This is a genomic window from Candidatus Avedoeria danica (assembly GCA_016703025.1).
GTDB classification, from domain to species: Bacteria; Chloroflexota; Anaerolineae; order Epilineales; family Epilineaceae; genus Avedoeria; species Avedoeria danica.
Genome location: JADJCV010000004.1, coordinates 2788968 through 2809036 on the forward strand (window position 1 = coordinate 2788968; position 20069 = coordinate 2809036).

Consider the following 20069-nt stretch of genomic DNA (forward strand, 5'->3'; position numbering starts at 1 on the left):
GAACCGGCCGTCCGCCCCCACGGCATGGGGTCAGCCGACCATCCGCGCCAGCAGCGCCCGCGCCAACGCATCGTCCCGGTTGCCGCCGTCGCGGGCACACCACGTCTCGTAGACGGCCAGCCCCTCGGCCCCCAGCCGCTCGGCGCCAAGCACGAGGTCGGTCAGGATGACGTGGAGGCGGGCATCGACGGGGCTGGCGGTGCGCAGGTAGCCCCACCAGCGGAGAACGGGCGCCACGCTGTGCGGCCCGGCGAACACCAGTCGGGCGTCGAAGCGCGTTCGCGCGGGCGCGCTGAGGAGCGCGAGGCCGGGCCAGGCGTCGGCCGGATCCGGCACCGGTCCGACGAGCACGACCCGCTTGCCGTTGGGTGCGGCCAGAGCGGCGGCGGCGCAAGCCTCGGCAAGGATCGCTGCCTGCTCGGCAACGCTGTGGCGGTCGGTGCTGAACAACAACGTGCAGTGCGCCAGCCGCCTCGCGAACGTGGCGCGGTGGCGGTCGGCCAGCGGCCCGGATGCCGGGCCGGCCAGCAGCACGAGGGTCTCGGATGATGTCTCGACGGCGCGCACGAGCTGGTCGATCACATCGGCCTCGCCGTCGAGGAGCAGCGGCAGCGCGACCGTGATATCGGCCGGGATCGCCGCGCCGTCGGCCACGAACCGTTCCATGTGGCCGCGCTCGAGAGCGCGCGCGGCCGGCAGATCGAGACGCCGCAGCAGCCGGAGCGCCTGCGCCCGTTGCTCCGGCCGCGGGCTGAGCAGCGCCGCCTCGACCCCGTCCGACGCATTCCGCTGGTCGAGCGCCAGCAGCGCGACATGCGCGGCGATCCGCACCGTCGGGTCGAGGTCCTTCGCGGCCTCCCGCAGCACGCGCACGGCAAACGGGTCGCGTGTTTCCCCCAGCACCTCGAGCAGACGGGCGCGGTGGCTCGGCCCAAGGCTGTGATCCAGGACCTCACGCGCCACGACCGCCGTCAGTTGGTGTCCGAACGCGCGGGCGGCGTCGAGCAGGACGTCGTCGCCGTACCGGACGAAGGCGCGCACGAGCGCCGGCGCGACATCGGCCGGGCGCAACGCCGCCACGAGCAGCGCGGCCGACCGACGCACGTCCGGCGACGGGTCGAGCAGCTGACGGCCGAGGGCGTGGAACGCGATCGCCGGGCCTTCGTCCGACTGTGTGCGCAAGGGGACTGGGAACATGGGACTGGTCATCGCTCCTCGGCCGTCGATGCAAGCCGCCGCATCGGTCGGGCGGTGGTGCCGGCCCGGTGGGATTGGGCGCTCGACAGGCTACCATTCTGGCGCATCCGATCCGCGTCGACCACTCGGTCGACCCCTCCGCCGATCACAGGACAGCGTCGATATGTCACCGTTGGCCGATTCGGGATCGCCCGGACCAGAAACCGCCGACCCGCTCGCCCCGACGAACGGGGCGGACGCACCCCCGCACCCGTATGACGCGGTCGTCGTTGTCTCGTTCGGTGGCCCCGAGGGGATGGCGGACGTGATGCCGTTTCTGGAGAACGTCACGCGCGGCCGCAACATCCCACGCGAGCGACTCGAGGACGTGGCGCACCACTACGCGCTGTTCGACGGCGTGAGTCCGATCAACGCCCAGAACCGGGCGCTCGTCGCCGCCCTCGAGCGTTTGCTCGCGGCCGAGGGCCCGCGCGTGCCGGTGTATTGGGGCAATCGAAACTGGCAGCCGTTCCTGACGGACACCTGGCGGCAGATGGCCGCGAACGGGGTCCGCCACGCGGCGGCCTTCGTCACCTCGGCCTACAGCTCGTACTCCGGCTGCCGACAGTACCGCGCCGACATCGCTGCGGCGCAGGCCGCCGTCGGCCCGGGCGCGCCGACCGTCCACAAGCTGCGCGCGTTCTTCAACCACCCGGGCTTCGTCGAGCCGCAAGCCGCGCGCCTGCGCACAGCGCTCAACGGCCTGGACGAAGCGCGTCGGGCGGCAGCGGTCGTCGTCTTCTCGGCCCACAGCATCCCGCGGGCGATGGCGCAGTCCAGCCGCTACGTCGAACAACTCGGCGAGGCCAGCCGCCTGGTTGCCGCCGCCGCCGGCCTCGAAGGGCCGACGCGCGTCGTCTTCCAGAGCCGGAGCGGCCCGCCCCACCAGCCGTGGCTCGAACCCGACGTCGGCGATGTCGCCGCCGAACTGGCAGCACGCGGCGTCACGGATCTCGTCGTCGTGCCGATCGGCTTCATCTCGGACCATATCGAGGTCGTCTTCGACCTTGACACCGAGCTGGCCGAGCGGTGCCGGACGCTTGGCGTTCGATTGACCCGTGTGCCCACCGTCGGCACCGATCCGGCCTTCGTCCGCATGATCCGCGACCTCGTCGTCGAACGACAGACGCCCGGCGCACCGCGGCCGGCGCTGGGCGATCTCGGCGCAAGCCACGACGTGTGCCCGGCCTATTGTTGTTGGTACGAGCCGGCGGCCGGACGGCCGACATCCGCGAGCGACGTTGCGTCGTCGTAACGTCCTGCCAACCGCGCCGCAAAGGCGGTCGGGTATACCAGCTGTCGGCGTTCCGCCCGCGAAGCTTGCCAACGCATTCCACCCGGAGGACCTACATGCAGCACTTCTTCCGCCGCACGCCGCGCGCCGGCGCGCTCGCCGCCGCGCTCGGCGCGCTCGTGCTCCTCGCCGGACCCCGCCCGCCCACCGCCGCACAGACCACACCGCCGCTGAGGCTCGAGGCGGACCTCTGGGCGGCCTGGGTCTCGGTGCCGGCCCTGCCCGGCCAGTTCGTCGAGGCCGAGATCCGACGCCCGAACGGCAGCCGGCTGATCGGCGTCGGCAGCGGGGACGCCGACGGGCGGGCGGTGCTCGACCTCTTCAACGTCGAGGGCGGTCAGGGCGGTCCGGCGGCCGTTCAGCCGGGCGACACCGTGCGGATCGCCCAGAGCGGCCGTCGCCCGCTCGAGATCATCGTGCCGGCGCTCTCGGCCACGGTCGACGCGGTCGCCGATCGCCTGTCGGGCACGGCGCCGGCGGGCGCGAACGTGTCGATCCTGGCGCAGCTCGAACTGACCGGTCCGGACGGCGCCGTGCTGTGGCGCGACGTACCGACCCAAGCCGTGGCCGGCCCGGACGGCACCTGGAGCGCCGACCTCCGCGCCGAGGGTGTCGATCTGCCGGCCGGACGGACGCGCGGCCGCGCCTGGATCGAGACGGTCGACCACGATCGGTTCTTCGCGCGCTTCAACGACACCCGCTTGGACGCCACGCTTGGCGCGTACGAGGTCCGGGGGCTGGCGACCCCTGGCCACCGCGTGCGCGGCACCATCGCCCACACGGACGGTTCAACGACGACGCTGCCCGAGCGCGCCGTCATCGGCGACGGCGCTTTCAGCCTCGGCGCGGCGGGCTTCGGCCGCTTCGCCTCGCCCCCGCCCGACGCCCGGCCGCTGCGCGTCGGCGACCGCATCGAGCTGAAGGTGAGCGGAACCGACGGCGGTGAAGTGGCGACCCTCGCCCTTGTCCTGCCCGGAATCGCGGTGTCGATCGACACTTCGGCCGACCTCGTCCGCGGCACGGCGCCGGCCGACACGAACGTGCGCGTCGAAGCCACGTCGCTCGATGGCGTGCAGTCCGTTCGCGTCGCCCGCACCGGCGCCGACGGGGCGTTCGCGGCGGACTTCCGCGGAACGGTGGACCTCGGGCCGGGCTGGTTGGCCAAGGCCAGCGTCGAGCCGTCGCCCAGCACTTCGGCCGGCGCCGTTGCCGTCGTGCCGCAGGCACGCGTCGGCGTCGGGCTGACGTCCGTGCGCGGCTTGGCCGAACCGGGGACGCCCATCACCGTTACGCTGCGCGGTCCGAACGGGGCGCAGCGGCGGATGGAGCCGGGGCTTGCCGGCGCAACCGGGAGTTGGACGGTGAACCTGGCCGACTTCGTGCCCGGTGGCGGCGACGAGGTCGAGGTTCGTGCCGGCGACCGCATCGAGATCACCTCCATCGACGGGGACCCGGTGGTGGCCAACGTTCCGACGCTCACCGCGCTGGCGGATGCCGATACGGACAGCGTCGGCGGGACGGCGCCGCCCGGCGCGCGGCTGCGCGTCGTCGCGGCGGGCCGGAGCGTGACCGCAACGGCCGACGGGTCGGGTCGCTGGACGGCCTCATTCGCCGGCTCGCTCGACGTGGCGGCGCCCATGGGCGGCGAGGTCTGGCTGGCGGACGGCGCATTCGCGTTCTACACCACGTGGTCGGTCGTGCGGCTCAACGTTGAGCTCGGCGGCAACTTCGTCACCGGCAACGGCCCGCGCGGCCGGGCGATCGACGCCGTGCTGCGCGACGCCGACGGCAAGGTCGTGGCCACGGCGCACGGCCGCGTCTTCGACCGGCTCGCGTTCGGCGGGGCCGAGGTGATCATCATCGGCGCCGAGCAAGACAGCTTCTACCTCGACTTCCTCGACCTGACCGGCGCATCGGTACCGATCGAAGCTGGCGACGTCCTGCAGGTGACGGCGGGTGATCAGACCGTCTCGTTCGTCGTTCCGGCGCTGGACGGCGCGGTGTTCGTGGCCGACGACGTGATCAGCGGCCGCACGCGCGCCGGCGCCACCGTCCGCATCCGCGTCCAGCGCGACGACGCGCCGGCCGCCGAGGCGACGACGACGGCCGGTGCCGACGGGACGTTCAGCCACCGCTTCGCGCCCGGCGTCGACCTCCTCTACAACGACTTCGTCCAGCTCGAAGCCGATGTAAGCGGCCACCGCGTCTCGCGCTACGTCGGCAGCCCGGGCATCCAGGTCGACCTCGACCGGAACACCGTCCAGGGTCAGATCGCGCCCGACGCCCGCGTCCGCATCGAGGTCAAGCGTGGCGGCGCCGTCTTGGCCGGCGTCGAGTCACAGACCGGTCCGCTCGGGTTCTACTTCGAGATGCTGAGCGGCGCCGCGGGACGCCCGCTCTCGCTGCGGCAAGGCGACGTCGTGACCGTCACCGCGATCGAACCGTCCGGCACGGCGCTGACGATGACGCTGCCCGAGCTGACGGTGGATGCGGACGAGGCCGCGAACACCGTCGGGGGCCGTGCGACGCCCGGCGGCTCGCTGGCCGTCCTGGCGAACGACCAGGTCGGCGACTCCGCGCTCGGGTTCGGACAGGCGTGGCCCGAGATCGTCCCGTCCGGCACGTGGCAGGCCGACTTCGTTCCGGCGCTGCGCGTAAGGCCCGGGCTTGCGGTGAACGCGCAGTACCGGACACCCGAGGGGCACATCGCACTTCGCACCCGCATCGTGCCGCTCCTCAGCGCTGAGCACGGCGGCGCGAACGTCTGCGGCTGGTCCGCGCCGTCCGGCGCCGTCCGCGCCGAGCTGCGCGACGTCGCGGGGCGGGTGAAGGGCAACGGCACGACGGAGGGCGCATGGTGGGACGGCGCGTTCCACGCCGTACTGCGCGACGGCGCGGGCGCCGCGGTCACATCCGCGACGAGCGAGACCGTCTCTGCCGATCTGAGCGGCACGGCCGTCCAGGTCGCGCTGCCCGGACTCGACGTCGCAATGGACTGGACGACGCGCCGGCTGACAGGCACCGTCCCGCGCGGCGTCGCGCCCGAGATCCAGTTCCCGGCGCTGCGCTGCGGCGGCAACCTGGACGTGAACGGCTCCAGCATCCGCGTCGGCTTTCGCCTCCGCTTCGGCGCCTCGCCCGACGGCCGGGTCGACTCCGAGATCCCGCTGCCGATCGAGGCCGGCCAGGGCTTCGAGATCGCGCTCCGCACCGCCGGCGGCCATCGCGTCTTCAAGCAGTTCTGGCGAAGTCAGGTCGAGGCCTATCTGGCGACACCGCGCGCCGCCGGGACGACGAACAGCCAGGCGGCGGTCACGCTCACGCTGAAGGGCGCGGACGGCACCGTGAAAGGCACCGCCATCGGTGCCGCCGACCCGTCCGGCCGCTTCGACCTGATGCTCCGCGATGCCGCCGGCGAGCCGGTCGCGATCGCCGCTGGCGACACGCTGACTGCCGTGGGCGGTGGTGACAGCGCGATCGTGCCGATCGACGCGCTCAGCTTCGACTGGAGTCCGGGCGGCGCGGTTTCGGGCCTCGCGCCCGCCGGCCGGGACCTCCGCCTCACGCTGCGCCTGGCGGACGGTCGCCGCCTGTCGGTGCCGCGCACCGCCGACGCGAACGGCCGCTGGGCCTTCACCGCCGACGAGGTGCCGGTGCGCGGCGGGTGGACGCTCGACGACGTGACGGCCGTGCGCGTGGCGCTGCGGACGGCCGGCGGGCACAACATCATCGACCAGTCGAGCGGGTTCGAGGCGCCGGACGAGCCGCCGGCGGAGCGGGGAGGGGTGATCTACTTGCCGGCGTTGCTGGCGAAGGCGTCGCTCGGCGGGACACGGGCGGTCGCCGGCAACCCGGCGGCAGCCCTTCGATCGTCCGTTCTTCGGCCGAGGCCCCCGTGGGCAGACGAGCCGCAGTCCCGACCCGACGTCGTCGCGGACACGCAACTCGTGGTTGACGAGGCCGGCGGCCAAGCCGATCGACCGGATCGTCTGCTCATCGACGATCGTCGCCCCCGCGCGCGGCGGGGCGTATCATCTTCGCCTCAACTTGCGAGGCGGCCGACGCTCGAACGTCGGGATTCCTCACCAGCGCGCCCGTGACGGCCGACGCAGGAGAGCTTCATGACGACGTCGGTGCGAGGGCAGGGTCGCGGGTTGCCGTGGCTCGGCATCTTCCATCTGCTCGTGTTGTACGTCGTCTGGAGCACGACCTATTTGGCGATCAAGGTGGCCGTCGAGCCGGGCAGCGGCTTCCCGCCGTGGTCGATGGCCGGCTCGCGTCTCGTCTGCGCCGGGCTCATGCTCCTGGTCATCGCCAAGGTCCGCCGCCACTCTTTGCGGCTGACGCGGCGCGACGTCGCGATCCTGGCGGCGACGGGGCTCCTGTTGTGGATCGGCGGCAACGGGATGGTCACGTGGTCGGAGCAGTACGCGGACTCCAGCTACGCCGCCTTGCTCGTCGGCGCGATGCCGATCTGGGGCGCGGTGATGGAGGGCGTGCTCGACCGGCGGCGGCCGTCGTTCGCCCTCGCCACGGCGTTGCTCGTCGGCTTCGCCGGCGTGGCGGTGCTGACGGTGCCGAAGCTGCTGTCGTCTCACGGCGCCGACCTCGTGGCCGTAGTCGCGCTCCTGTTCGCCCCGCTGCTGTGGGGCAGCGGCGCCCTGCTCCAGAGCCGGCGTTCGGTGTCCGTGTCGTCGCTCGTCAGCGCGGGCTGGCAGCAGGTCTTCGGCGGCCTGATGTTCGTCGTGCTCTCGCTGGCGGCACGCGAGCCGCTGCCCCACCCGACGCCGACCGCGCTGGCCGGCTGGGCGTACCTCGTGGTCGTCGGCGGCCTGGCGTTCTTCTCGTTCGTCCTGGCGCTGCAGCTCCTGCCGGCGCGGCTCGTGTTCACGTACGCCTACGTGAACCCGGTCGGGGCGGCGCTGCTGGGGTGGTGGCTGCTCGGTGAGCCGATCACGTGGTGGACGGTGCTCGGCGCGGCGCTCGTGATCCTGGGGGTGGCGGGTGTTTTTCGGGAGCGCTACCGGGCGCGCAAGGCGAACGGGGCAGCGGATGTCGATGTCGTCGTCGCCGCGGAGCCGATACCAGTGTCGATGCCATTAACGAGCACCGCCGAGGCCCTTGCGGACCTCGGCGGCGTGGCAGGCGGGACAGGAATCGAACCTGCAACCTCCGGTGTTGGAGACCAGCGCTCTGCCAATTGAGCTACCCGCCTACATGTCGGGCTGGACCGACAGGGTCATGAATTGTATCACCGCGCGCCCGTCAAACGAACTCGCGCCGAAGCCCGATCGCCCTCAGCGCACATACCCGAACTCCGCCAGCCGCCGCCCGCCCTCATCGAACGCCGACAGCTCGCGCGGCGTCCACGTGCCGAGGCCGTCGACGTAACGGGTGAACATGCTGAACGCGGCGGCGACGAGGACGGTGTCGTGGATCGCCTTGTCGTCCGCCCCCTCGGCCCGCGCGGCGTCGATGTCGGCCGGCGCGACGGTCGTCGGGTCGCTGCGGACCTTGTCGGCGATCGCGAGGAGCGCGCGCAGGCGGGGCGTGAGCGGCGCGGTTTCCCAATCGTTGTTCACGAGATCGACGATCCCGCTGTCCGCGCCGAGCAGGTGCTTGGCGGCGGAGCCGTGTGACGCCATTCAGAAGAAGCAGTTCTGCCGCGACGAGACGAAGCTGGCGATCAGCTCGCGCTCGCCCGGGCTGAGAGAGCTCGGACCGCGCAGCAGCGCCTGGACGAACGCGCTGAGCGGGCCGCCGGTTTCGGGGTGGGCGGCCAGGAGGCCCGAGATGCCGGGCAGGCCGTCGGGGACGGGGATGTAGGCCATTGCAGGTTTCCTCGTTCGCGCGCGGTTGGGAAGGCCGATGGGCAGAACGGGCGGCGGCGTCGGGTCGATACGGGCGGCCGCGCGGAACGGCGGGAACACCTCATCGGCGCTGGGGTGATGTCGCCGCGCGATCGCGCAACCGGCGAACGTCGGGTCACGGGCGCGGCCGGCCCGTCGTATACTGACCCGGCACTCTGTCGACATCGGTGCCCTTGCTCCCTCCGAACAGCCATGAGAAGGATCTTGCGATGTCAGCTCCCCGCAGTTCGTCCGGCCGCGTCACGACCATTGCGACCGCCTCGCGCCCCACCCTCACGCTCGCACTGACGACGGCGATGGCGATGGCGATGACCGCCTGCACCGCCACGCCGACAAGCGTCGTCGAGCTGCCGCCGCCGGCGACCTTCGCCGCCGACGCGATCGCGCCGACCATGCCGGCGATGCCGGCGATGCCGACGGCGGACGCCCCGGCAGCCGGCGGAGATGCGGCCGCCAGCGTGGCTGCCCTCCAATCGGCCCTCGCGGCGCGCGACTACGATGCCCTGCAGGCGATGATGGGCGATGCGTTCGTCCTCGGCTTGTACCGTTCCGAGGGGATGACGCTCGACCCGGCCGCCGCACGCACCGCGCTCGAGACGCAGCACCTGCCGCCGGCCGACCACGCCGTCGACGCCACGGACGACCGCACCGCGTTCCCGGCGATCGACCCGCCGCTCGAGGCGATGTTCGACCCGGCGCTGATCGTCAACGCATTGCTGTTCAGCCGCGGCTGGGGCGCCGACGGGCGCGGCGAGGCGGTGCTCGTGCTGGCGGAGCGGGCGGACGGAACCGTGTATTGGCACGGGATGGTGCTGGCGCCGTCGGGGTTCGGCGGCGCGACGGGCGACGCGGCGGGCAGCGGGAGCGGCGATGGCCGCGATGTCTCCGCGGCTGCCGGCGGCCCCGTGAGCGGCGATGGCTTCGCCGTCGATGCACCGGCCGGCTGGACCGCCACGGAGAGCGGCGGCGGCGTGATCCTGACGTCGTTCGCGATGGACACGGCCGGGCACGGCGGGCTCGGGGCGGGGCAGACGAAGATCGACGTCCTCGAGCTCGTCGCCGACCCGGCGCCGGCGACGCTGGCTGCGGCAATCGCGGAAGCCACTCGTGGTATCGAGGTCGAAGAGGGTGGCATCGACTCGCCGGTGGCGCCGTTCCGCACGGCCTCGGGCCTTTCGGGCCTGTGGTATCACCACGACCTGGCGGTGATCGACCTCGGCGTCGCCTTCGTCGTCGCGAGCTGTTACGGCGAGGACTGCGGCGCGGGCGGGGTGTTTGACGCGGTGGTCGCGTCGGTTCGGGCGGAGTGACGCCCGCACAACCATCGCGAAGGTCCGTCGCCGCCGTCTGCGCTGTCGCCCTCGCCGTCCGCCTGTACGCCCTCGGCCGCCCCTCCCTCTGGTTCGACGAGCTCCTTGAGGTCGAGCGCGCCACCGGTCCGTGGCGCGCGCTCCTCTTCGGCCGCCCCATCGACCACGACCCCCCGCTCTTCGCCCTGGCGCTCCGTGGTTGGATCGCCGTCGGGCGGCTCTTCGGCTGGCCGTGGATCGGCGACGCGGTCGACGTCGCCGCTCAGCCCGGCTGGGCCGAGGCCTGGCTGCGCCTGCCGTCCGTCGCGCTCGGCGTCGCCGCGGTCGCGCTGACCGCAGTTTGGGCGGCGCGCTGGTTCGGACGACGTGTCGGACTGCTCGCGGCACTGCTCCTGGCGCTCTCGCCGCTGGCGATCTACCACAGCCAGGAGGTGAACCAGTACGCGGCGATGATCGCGGCGACGCCGCTGCTGCTGCTCCTGCAGGACCGCCTGAACGCCGGCGCACGGCGGCGCGACTGGCTGGCCTACGGCGCGCTCTCGGCCACGGCCCTCGCGACGCACTACGGCATGGTCTTCCCGCTGCTCGCCCTCGGCAGCCACCTGGCCTGGCGGTCGTGGCGCGATCCGACGCATCGCGCCGACCGCGGCCGCGTGGCCGCGTACGCGGCCACGATGGCCGCCGTCGTGGCCGCGCTCTTCGCGCTCGGCCTCGGCGCGCGGATGGCGGTGCCGCACGTCCAGCCGCGGCTGTGGGGGACGCACCTCGCCAAGGAGCTGGCGTACATCGGCGACGTCGGGTGGCGTGAGATCGTCGTCTACTTCCCGTTCCCGTTCGCAGGCGGGCCGGCGGTCGTGATCGCGAACGCGCTCGGCGTCCTCGCGCTCCTCGGGGCGGTGCGGCTGTGGCGACGCGGCGGCGGCGGGCGGCTGCTCGTGGGCGGCTATGTCGGGGGGACGTTGGCGATGACGTATGGGACGAGCTTGGTGGGGTGGTATCCGTTGGGGTATCGGTATGGGGTGTTCAATCTGGTGCCGTACCTGGCGCTCGTCGCCGCCGGCCTCGAGGGCCTCGGCGATGGGGCGAATCGGATGCGGCGCGAGCTCGGCGGGCCGGTGCGCGTCGCCCTCGTCGGCGTCACGGGCGCCGCCTTTGTATTCTTCTGGCCGCACGCCCCGTGGACGGATGTCAACCCGAGCATCCACGTGCCCCGCGAGGACATGCGGCGCGTGCTACGGCATGTACAAGAGGCGTGGCAGCCCGGTGATCGACTGTGGATCTACGACGGGGCGGCACCCGCCGTGCGGTTCTACTGGCACGGCGATCGAAGAGGTGACGTCGTCCTGCCGGGCTTCGCCCTGGATCGACCGGCCGAGATGCGGCGCATCCGCGACACGCTGGCCGCGGAGATCGCCCGACTCGGCGGCGCGCCGGGCGAGCCCGCCGGTCGGGCGTGGCTCCTCCTGAGCCACTTCGACGATGGGGACAACGTCGCGCTTTACGACATTTTGGTTGACCTGCATGCCGCGCCGGCGGACATTGTCGGCCTTTACATCGACATGTTCTGGGGGGCGTACACGATGCGCGTCGACAGCGCCCGAAGCCCTGCTAGCCCCCCATACCCCCCGGATGCCCCCGATGCCACTCCCACGCCGACCCCACGATCGCCTCGAGCCCCGCAAACCGCGGCGCCCACCCAAGGTCCCGCCGCAGCGCCTCAGATGACGCGATGAGCGTCGCCGGGTCGCCGGGCCGCCGCGGGGCGACGGTGTGCGGGATGGCGTGGCCGGTGACGCGGCGGGCGGTCTCGATCACCTCGAGGACGCTGAAGCCTTGGCCGTTGCCGAGGTTGTAGGTCAGGACGGGGTGATCGGCGAGGGCTTCGAGAGCCAGGATGTGCGCCTGGGCCAGGTCGACGACGTGGATGTAGTCGCGGACGCACGTGCCGTCGGGCGTCGGGTAGTCGTCACCGAAGACGGCGATGGACGGGCGCTGGCCGAGGGCCACCTGCAGGACGAGCGGGATCAGGTGGGTCTCGGGGTCGTGGTCCTCGCCGCGCTCGGGCGTGCAGCCGGCCGCGTTGAAGTAGCGCAGGCAGGCGTAGCGCAGGCCGTGCGTGATGTTCAGCCAGTGCAGCATCCGCTCGATGGTGTGCTTGCTCTCGCCGTACGGCGAGCCGGGCACGATCGCCTCGGTCTCGGCGATCGGGATCCGCTCGGGCCGGTCGAACAGGTTGGCGGTCGAAGAGAGGATGAACCGCCCGACGCCGCGCGCCACAGCCGCCTCGAGCACGTTGGCCGCGAGGACGACGTTGTCGCGCAGGTACTTGAGCGGCTGCTGCATGCTCTCGCCCACCAGCGTGTAGCTGGCGAAATGGAGGATGCCGTCGATGCCCGGGTGCGCGTCGAACAGCGCGCCGACGGCCGCCCGGTCCGCCAGATCGCCCTCGACGAAGGCGGCTGCCGGGTGGACGGCCGCGCGGTGGCCCTGGTAGAGGTTGTCGAACACGACGACGTCGTGGCCGGCCGCGATGAGCTCGGCCGTCGTGACGCTGCCGATGTAGCCGGCGCCGCCGGTGACGAGAACCTTCATGGGGCGGGCTCCTGGGTCGGTCGGATCGACGACGATGGCCGATCATCGCACGGCGCTGCCGTGCCGCAAAGAAAAACCCGGGGTCCGTCGCTCCGCCCCAGTCGCGACAGTCCCCAGGTTTTGTTCGGCTCAGGTGTTATCCGTCTGCCGTGACCCCAGGATAGGGTTGTCGGATGAGGGCCGCGTGAACGGCGGACGAACGGTCGATGAGGGCGCGCGGCCCACCGTCGGTCCGTCGGAATGATCGCTGGTACTTCTGTCACTGGACACGCTTCGGATATCCGACAGAGGTGGTCATTCGCAGACCCTGCAGTGACCGAGTACTAGGCAGTGACGACCCGGGCCCGCGCCACCCCATGCCCCGCCACGGCCGTCACGACGATCCGCAACCCGCGCCATTCGACGACATCGCCGACGACCGGCGGCCGGTTGAGGCGGGCCAGGACCAAGCCGCTGACCGTGTCGACCTCGTCGTCATCGAGGCTGCGCTCCAGGGCCTCGCCGACCTCGTCGAGGCGCAAGGTGCCCGCCACGTCCAGGCTGCCGTCATCGGACCGCACGACGTCCAGCGGCTCGTCAGCGCCCTCGGACACCTCGCCGACGGCCTCCTCGCACAGGTCCTCGATCGTCACGATGCCATCCGTGCCGCCGTGCTCGTCCATGACGACGACGAGCTGTGTGCGGGCCGCGCGCATGGCGGCGAGGACCTCATCGAGTTCGCTTTGGGCGCTGAGGAAGACCGTCGGCCGCACGGCGGTGCGGGTCAGCGCGCGGTCGTCGCGCACCAGCCGGAGCACGTCCTTGATGTGCACAATGCCGACGATGTGGTCGAGGTCGCGTTCGTACACGGGGTAGCGCGTATGCGTGTCGTCGGCCAGGAAGCGCCGCAGGGCATCGGGCGAAGCGCCGAGCGGAAGGCCGTCAACGCGGACGCGCGGAACCATGATCTCCTCGGCCATGCGCTCGCCGAAGCTGAAGAGGTCGCGCAGCATCTGGCCGGCCTCGGCCCGCAGCAGGCCGCCGGCCTCGCTCTCCTCCACGAGGTACTGCAGGTCGCCCGGCGAATAGAAGTGGCCCGTCGATCGCTCCCGGCGGATGCCGAGCAAGTACAGCACGCCGTTGCCCAGCCGGTTCAGCCCGATGACGAGCGGCAGGCAGACGGTTTGGATCAGCAGCATCGGCCGGGTGACCCACAGCACCGTCTGCTCCGCTTGGATCAGCGCCAGGCTCTTGGGGACCATCTCGCCGATGACGATGTGCAGGTAGGTCAGGATCGCCACCGCCACCACCACGGCCACGGCATGGGCCGTGATCGATGCCGGCAGCCACGTCAGATCATGGAACACGGGCTCCAGCCGCTCGGCGAGCTGGTGTTCGCCGTACATCCCCAGGCCGAGGCTCGCAACCGTGATGCCGAGCTGCGCCGTGGCGATGTACCGGTCCTGGCGCACGGGATCGCGCAGGATGCCCTCGACCAGCCGGGCCACCCTGTGCCCCTGCGCCGCGCGGCGCTCGATCGCGGCGCGCGGTGCGCCGATGATCGCGAACTCGGCGGCCACGAACAGCGCGTTCAGCAGCAACAGCAGCGCGACGATCGCGATCGGGCCGAAGCTCATGCGGAACCCTCAGCACCTGGCCACGGCCGGACGATGAGGGACCGAATCGCCGGCCCGTCCATCCGCTCGACCTCGACCTCGACACCGTCGATCGTCAGCCGTTCGCCCCCGTCCGGCACCGTGCCGAGCGCGACGAGGACGCGGCCGCCCACGGTGTCGGCCTTGTCGTCGGCCCACTCGACGCCCAACCACTCGGCAGCCTCGTCGAGCCGCAGCGTGCCGGGCAGGCGAACCCGGCCATCGGGCAGCGGCTCGGGGCGCGCCTCATCCGCCTTGAACTCGTCGGCGACGCCGCCCACGAGCTCGGAGAGGATGTCCTCCAGCGTGACGAGCCCGTCGACGCCACCGTACTCGTCCAGCACGATCGCCAGGCGCGCCCGACGCGCCCGGAGCTCGGCCACGATGCGGTCAGCGGTGAGCGTGGACGGAACGATCGTGATCGGCTTGATGAGGTCCTGCCAGCCGTCGGCGTTGCCTTGTCCAACAAAGCGCGCCGCGACATCCTTCGTCTGGATGAAGCCGATGCACTCGTCGATCTGGCCGCGGTACACCGGCGCACGCGTGAACGGGCTGTCGATCGCCCATGCCAGGATCGCCGCGCCGTCGCTTGAAGCCTCGATCGCATGGATGAAGCGGCGTGGGACCATCAGCTGCTTGGCCGTCCGGCGGCCCAGCTGCAGCGCTTGGCTCAGGCGGTGCTCCTCCTCGGCGTCGAGCAGGCCACCGTCCTTGCTCTCGGCGATGAGCATCGAGATCTCGTCCGGCGAGTGGATGTGCCGGTGGCCGTCGGCGGACTGCACGCCGAGCAGGCGCAGGATGATGAGCCCGCTGCCGTTCAACAACCCGATGAACCACCGGAAGACGGCCAGCGATGCCGTCATCGGCCAGTACAGCCAAAGCGACACCTGCGTCGGGAACTGCAATGCCAACGACTTGGGCACGAGCTCGCCGAACACGACGTTGAACGCCGTCAGCGCCAGCAGCGTCACCACCGTGCCCGTCGATGCCGCTGCCGCGGCCGTCCACCCGGTCCTCTCCAGCAGCGCGCCCAGCCCGTCGCCCAACCGCGATTGGCCGTACGCGCCCAGGATCAGGCCCGATAGCGTGATGCCGATCTGGCTGGCGGCGATGTAGCGATCGAGTCGGTGGCTGTCGGAGATGATCGGCAGCAGCCGGCGCGCCACCGGGTGACCCTCATCGGCCAGCTGTGCGACGCGGCTCTGGCGGACGCCGACGGTGGCGAACTCGGCGGCCACGTAAAGTGCCGTGAAAGCGGTGAGGACGACGACCACGACGAGCGCGATGGCAACGCTCACGCGCCCGCCCCGAAGCGCCGCGCACGATCAGCGCGGGCAGGCGGCGTACGTGGGCCGGCAGGCTCAACGGCGTGCATGGGCCAGAGTTTGCCGTCGGCGAGCGGCAGAGGCAAGATCGGCCCCCATTCGCCCTCCCGCCCGCACTGGCCGTGCCTCACTGGCCGATTCCCTTCGGAGCACCCGATGCCCCTCCCTCCCGTTTCCGTCCGCCAAGGCGCCATCCAGGATGCCGCCGCCGACGCCGTAGTCGTGAACCTGTTCGCCGGCGTCGCCGAGCCCGGCGGGGCAACGGGCGCCGTCGACGCGGCACTCGGCGGGGCGATCCGCGACCTCATCCGGACCGGCGACCTCACCGGCGCCGCCGGCGAGGTGAAGGTGCTCTACCCTCGCGGCGCGATCCCGGCCCGCCGCGTCCTCGTCGCCGGCCTCGGTCCGGCCGACGGCTTCGACGTACACGCCGCCCGCCGCACCGCCGCCGCAGCGGCCCGCGCCGCGCGCGACCTCGGCGCCGCCTCGCTGGCGACGATCGTCCACGGCGCCGGGATCGGCGGCCTCGATGCCGAGCGCGCGGCGCAGGCGACGGTCGAGGGGATGCTGGCGGCGCTCTATCGCTACGACGCGCCCAAGCAGAAGAAGGACGAGAAGGCGGTCAAGACGATCGAAGTCATCACGCTTGACGGTGCGCAGCTGCCGTCCGTCGAAGCCGGTGCGGCCACCGGCGCGGCCGTCGCCGACGGCGTGGCGCTGGCACGCGATCTGGCGAACGGACCGCCGAACATTTGCACGCCCGGCCACATGGCCGACACCGCACGCCGCGTCGCCGCCGACGTCGGACTCGACGTCGAGGTCGGCGACCGGGCGTGGGCGGCGGGGCACGGCATGGGCGCGTTCCTGGCCGTTGCGCAAGGCGCCGGACATGCGCCGGCGTTCATCGTGCTCAGCCACAACGCGGCCCGCACGGACGTGCCGACGCTCGTCCTCGTCGGCAAGGGCGTGACGTTCGACACCGGCGGGATCTCGATCAAGCCATCCGAGGGCATGGAGGCGATGCGCGGCGACATGGCCGGCGCGGCGGCGGTGCTCGGCGCGATGCAGGCGATCGGGCGGCTGAAGCTGCCGCTGCGCGTGATCGGCATCACGCCGTGCACGGAGAACATGCCCGACGCCAACGCCTACCGCCCGGCCGACGTGATCACGGCCTCCAACGGCAAGACGATCGAGATCATCAGCACGGACGCCGAGGGCCGGATGATCCTGGCCGACGCGCTCGTCTACGCCGCCCGCTTCCAACCGGCCGCCGTCGTCGACCTGGCGACGCTGACCGGCGCGTGCGTCGTTGCGCTCGGCCAGAACATCGCCGCCGGGCTGTTCAGCAACGACGATGCGCTGGCCGGTCGGCTGTTGGCCGCCGGGGACGCCAGCCGCGAGCGCCTCTGGCGGCTGCCGCTGTGGCCCGAATACCACGAGGCGATCGAAACGGAGCGCGCGGACATGAAGAACTCGGGCGGGCGGCAGGGCGGTGTCGCGACGTCGGCCGTGTTCCTTCAGGAGTTCACAAGCTATCCCTGGGCGCACCTCGACATCGCCGGGATGATGGAGCAGAAGAAGGGTTGGGATCTCGGGCCGGCGGGGGCCACGGGGTACGGGGTGCGGTTGCTGGTTGAGTTCGTGCGCGGGTGGGCGGTCGCATAGCGCGCGCGGCGGCGATCATCCTGACCCGGCTGGTCGGGCCATGATCTATCGCATCCTCCGCGCCTACTTTCGACTCGCGCTCAAGGTCTTCTACCGCTCGATCGAGGTCGAAGGACTGGCGAGCGTCCCGGCGACGGGGCCGGTGATCTTCGCGCCGAACCACGCGAACGGCCTGCTCGACCCGATGTTCATCGCGCTGGCCGTCGAGCGGCCGGTCTGGCTGACGGCCAAGAGCACGCTGGCCCAACACCCGCTCGTCGGCTGGCTCATGCGCGCCGGCAACGTCGTCGCGCTCCATCGCACCCAGGATGCGGGCCAGGGCGCCGACCCGCGGGCCAACCTCGCGGCGCTGGCGACGCTGGGTGAGCGGCTGAAGGCCGGCCGGGCGGTCATCATCTTCCCGGAAGGCCAGAGCCACAACGACCCCGGCCTCCGCCCGTTCAAGCGCGGCGTCGCCCGCCTGGCCTATGACCACGTGGCCGACGGCAATGCCGGGGGGCTGCGGATCGTGCCCGTCGGGATGTGGTTCGAGGACAAGGACGGCTTCCGCTCGCGCGCGCTCGTCCGCTTCGGCCCGCCGATCGACGTCGGCGCCTGGCGGGCGGCGCGTCCGGACGCGCCGGCGCAGGCGCTGACGGCCGACCTCCAGGCGGCTGTCGACGGCGCCGCGGTGACGTTCGCCGATCGACGGGAGGCGCTCATGCTGGCCTACGCCGCCGAGATCGCCGAGACGCGCGGCCGCAAGCCGGCACCACTCGGCGCCGCCGGACCGCGCCTTGGCGATCGCGCACAGCTCGTCGAGCGGCTGCGCCGCGGCTACCGCCTCCTGTCGGCGGCCGCCGCGCATGAGCTCGATCCGCTCGTCGACCGCGTCGCCGACTATCGCCGTCAGCTGCGGCGCATGGGGATCACGCCGGCGGAGGTCTATCTGCCGCTCGATCGGCCGCTGGCGGCGCGGTTCGTCGTGCGCGAGGCCGTCGTCGGGCTGGCCGGGCTGCCGTTCGCGCTGTGGGGAATCGTCACACATGCGCTGCCGGCCGCCCTCGTCTGGCTCGCAGCCCGCCTGCTGGCGCGCAAGAACGATCAGGTGGCGACGAGCGCCGTCTTCAGCGCGCTGGTCGTGTTCCCGCTGTGGTACGTCGTCACGACGCTCTTCTACTGGCTGCGCTGGTCGTGGCCGCCGGCGCTCGCCGCCACCGTCCTGACGCCGCTCTGCGGGATCGCGGCGCTCCTGTGGCTCGATCGCCTGCAGGCGATGGCCCGGCGCGCCGGGACGTACCTGCGGTTCGTGCGGCAGCCCGAGCTGCAGCGGGCGCTGGCGGACGAGGGGCAGGAGATCCTGGAGACGCTGCGGGCGTTCGAGGCGCGGCTGAGTCGCTAGTACTCTGTCACTGGACACGCTTCGGATATCCGACAGAGGTAGTTGTCCGCAGACTCTGCAGTGACAGAGTACTAGTTTGGGCCGGCGAGCCAAAGCGGCGGCGATGCCCGCGCGGCCGTCGACTCGGGGTCGGGCCGCGCGTCGGGGTCGGGCCGCGACAATCGACGTCGGCACCCGGCGTCATGGGTCCGGCGTCGGCTCGCACTCCGTGCGGATGCACTGCGCGCGCATCTCGGCCGCCAGCCGCTGACAGTCCTCGACGCTGCCCCCACGGCCGACGCAGTCGCGGTACGCCCCGTTCGACTTCCGCGTGCACGCTTCCTCGCAGTCGCCCGCCCGCGGCGGTTCCTGGGGCGTCGCGGTCACCGTCGGCTCCGCGTGCGGCGTCGCGGTTGGCGGGCGGCCCTCGGTTGGCGGCGGCGTGGGCGACGGTTCCGTCGACGGCTTGGGCCGGTCGGTCGGCGGGGGTGGTTCGGTGGGCGGCGGCGTCGAGGACGGCCGCAGCGTGTCCGTCGGAGGCGGGGGCGACGTGCGCGTCGCGGTGGCGGTGCGGCGCCGGGTCGTCGGCGTCGCCGCGGCCGTCGGGGCGAGCGTTCGCGGCGGCGGCGGGGTCGCGATCGGCGTCGCCACGAGGGTCCCCGCGGCGCGGCCGGCGAGCGCCGGGTTCGACGCGGCGGTCGGTGTCGCGCTCGGTGTGGGCGTGGCGGTGGCCGAGGGCGTGACCGTGGCGCTGCGCGCCGGCGACGTCGCACTGGCCGTCGCTGCCGCCGTCGGTGTCGTCTCCGCCACGGGCGGCGTGGTGGGCGGCCGGAAGATGCTGGCGATCAGGCCGTAGACGAGCGTGAGCGACAGGATGCCGACGGCCACCTTGGCCCACAGCGGTGGCTGCGGGGTGGTGCCGCCGAGGTCGTCGGGCGCGGCCAAGCGTGCATTGCCGGCCGGACCGTCGGGCGCGGCGGCGCCGGCGGACGAGCGGAGCTCACTCGCCAGCCGCCGGGCGAACGCTGCACGCGGCACGTAGCCCTGCGCGTCGGCGACGAGGCGGCGGGCGATGTCGGCCATCTCGGGGTCGATGCCCTCGAGCACCGGCTCGCCGTCCGGGCGGCGCGTCACGTCGTCAGCGGCGCTCATTCGAACCTCCGGGCGACACGTCGCCCAAGCCGTCGCGCAGCTTTCGCAGCCCGCGGTGCAGGATCATCTTCACCGCGCTCTCGTCCTTGCCGAGGATCGCGCCGATCTCGAGGACCCGGAGCCCGCCGTAGAACCGCAGCGTGATCGCCTCCTGCTGGTCGGCCGACAGTGTCGCAAGCGCGATCCGGATGGCATCGCGCGCCTCGACGTGCGATGCGTCGGGCTCGGCTTCCGGCGCGGGCACGGCGTGCGCATCGCCATCGTCGAGGGCTTCCGGCACGCCGTGCGCGTTCGCGCGGCGGTGGGCGATGATCTGACGGCGGGCGATCGTGAACAGCCACGCCGCGAACAATCCCCGTTCCTCATATCGTCCGATGGACTGCAGCGCGCTCAGGAAGGCCACCGAGGTGATGTCCTCCGCGTCGTCGCCGGTGGCCACCCGCGCGCGGACATAGCGGTACACGGTCGGCAAGTACCGGCGGTAGAGCGAATCGAACGCCGTCGGATCGCTGCGCGCAGCCGCGGCGAGCTCGGCGTCAGTCGGCTCGGTCACGGATGACGGCTCGGTCAAGGACGGCGGCACGGCCACGGCACGTGGCGCGCGCGGCGGAGCGGCAGGGAGCGGGATCGC

General features: G+C 72.4%; 12 protein-coding genes, 1 tRNA gene and 1 pseudogene. 6 read left to right on the forward strand and 8 right to left on the reverse strand.

Going from position 1 to position 20069, the window contains the following annotated elements; all coding sequences use genetic code 11:
* Window positions 1-30 precede the first annotated feature (30 nt).
* Window positions 31-1197 carry a HEAT repeat domain-containing protein gene (locus IPG72_13995; protein MBK6770096.1) on the reverse strand — a complete coding sequence of 389 codons (1167 nt, stop codon included), beginning with the start codon at window positions 1195-1197 and terminating at the stop codon, window positions 31-33.
* A 163-nt stretch (window positions 1198-1360) separates the two neighbouring features.
* On the opposite strand from IPG72_13995, the gene IPG72_14000 reads away from it, so the two are divergent.
* The 3 genes and pseudogenes from IPG72_14000 (at window position 1361) to IPG72_14010 (ending at window position 7551) form a co-directional block, all read left to right on the forward strand.
* Complete coding sequence (locus IPG72_14000; GenBank protein ID MBK6770097.1) at window positions 1361-2491, forward strand: ferrochelatase; 1131 nt, start codon at window positions 1361-1363, stop codon at window positions 2489-2491.
* A 95-nt stretch (window positions 2492-2586) separates the two neighbouring features.
* A complete protein-coding gene (locus IPG72_14005; protein MBK6770098.1) occupies window positions 2587-6630 on the forward strand; it encodes a hypothetical protein in 4044 nt (1347 codons plus the stop codon).
* A 21-nt stretch (window positions 6631-6651) separates the two neighbouring features.
* Window positions 6652-7551, forward strand: a pseudogene (locus IPG72_14010) (EamA family transporter).
* 118 nt (window positions 7552-7669) lie between these two features.
* Here IPG72_14010 and IPG72_14015 read toward each other — a convergent pair.
* Both IPG72_14015 and IPG72_14020 read right to left on the reverse strand, forming a co-directional pair.
* Window positions 7670-7745: transfer RNA gene (locus IPG72_14015), tRNA-Trp, on the reverse strand.
* 82 nt (window positions 7746-7827) lie between these two features.
* The gene (locus IPG72_14020; GenBank protein ID MBK6770099.1) at window positions 7828-8361 is read right to left on the reverse strand and encodes a peroxidase-related enzyme; all 534 of its coding nucleotides are present in this window, start codon (window positions 8359-8361) and stop codon (window positions 7828-7830) included.
* A gap of 248 nt (window positions 8362-8609) precedes the next feature.
* Between IPG72_14020 and IPG72_14025 the strand changes: the two genes are divergently transcribed.
* Entirely contained in the window at window positions 8610-9710 is a 1101-nt protein-coding gene (locus IPG72_14025; GenBank protein MBK6770100.1) for a hypothetical protein, read from the forward strand.
* Between the two features lie 1608 nt (window positions 9711-11318).
* On the opposite strand, the gene galE is transcribed toward IPG72_14025, so the two are convergent.
* The 3 genes from galE to IPG72_14040 all read right to left on the reverse strand — a co-directional run bounded on the left by galE (window position 11319) and on the right by IPG72_14040 (window position 15234).
* Window positions 11319-12302, reverse strand: a complete 984-nt coding sequence (galE, locus tag IPG72_14030; protein MBK6770101.1) for a UDP-glucose 4-epimerase GalE — start codon at window positions 12300-12302, stop codon at window positions 11319-11321.
* Window positions 12303-12625: 323 nt separating this feature from the next.
* Complete coding sequence (locus IPG72_14035) at window positions 12626-13918, reverse strand: HlyC/CorC family transporter (protein ID MBK6770102.1); 1293 nt, start codon at window positions 13916-13918, stop codon at window positions 12626-12628.
* On the reverse strand, window positions 13915-15234 hold the full coding sequence (locus IPG72_14040; GenBank protein ID MBK6770103.1) for an HlyC/CorC family transporter: 1320 nt from the start codon (window positions 15232-15234) through the stop codon (window positions 13915-13917). Before IPG72_14040 ends, IPG72_14035 begins: the two co-directional genes overlap by 4 nt.
* Window positions 15235-15417: 183 nt before the next feature.
* Between IPG72_14040 and IPG72_14045 the strand changes: the two genes are divergently transcribed.
* Complete coding sequence (locus IPG72_14045) at window positions 15418-16926, forward strand: leucyl aminopeptidase (GenBank protein ID MBK6770104.1); 1509 nt, start codon at window positions 15418-15420, stop codon at window positions 16924-16926.
* 40 nt (window positions 16927-16966) lie between these two features.
* Window positions 16967-18307 carry a 1-acyl-sn-glycerol-3-phosphate acyltransferase gene (locus IPG72_14050; GenBank protein MBK6770105.1) on the forward strand — a complete coding sequence of 447 codons (1341 nt, stop codon included), beginning with the start codon at window positions 16967-16969 and terminating at the stop codon, window positions 18305-18307.
* 180 nt (window positions 18308-18487) lie between these two features.
* Here IPG72_14050 and IPG72_14055 read toward each other — a convergent pair whose 3' ends face one another.
* Both IPG72_14055 and IPG72_14060 read right to left on the reverse strand, forming a co-directional pair.
* Entirely contained in the window at window positions 18488-19438 is a 951-nt protein-coding gene (locus tag IPG72_14055) for a hypothetical protein (GenBank protein MBK6770106.1), read from the reverse strand.
* Window positions 19425-19991, reverse strand: coding sequence for an RNA polymerase sigma factor (locus IPG72_14060; GenBank protein ID MBK6770107.1), 567 nt, complete (start codon window positions 19989-19991; stop codon window positions 19425-19427). The genes IPG72_14055 and IPG72_14060 overlap by 14 nt, the downstream gene beginning before the upstream one ends.
* Window positions 19992-20069 lie beyond the last annotated feature (78 nt).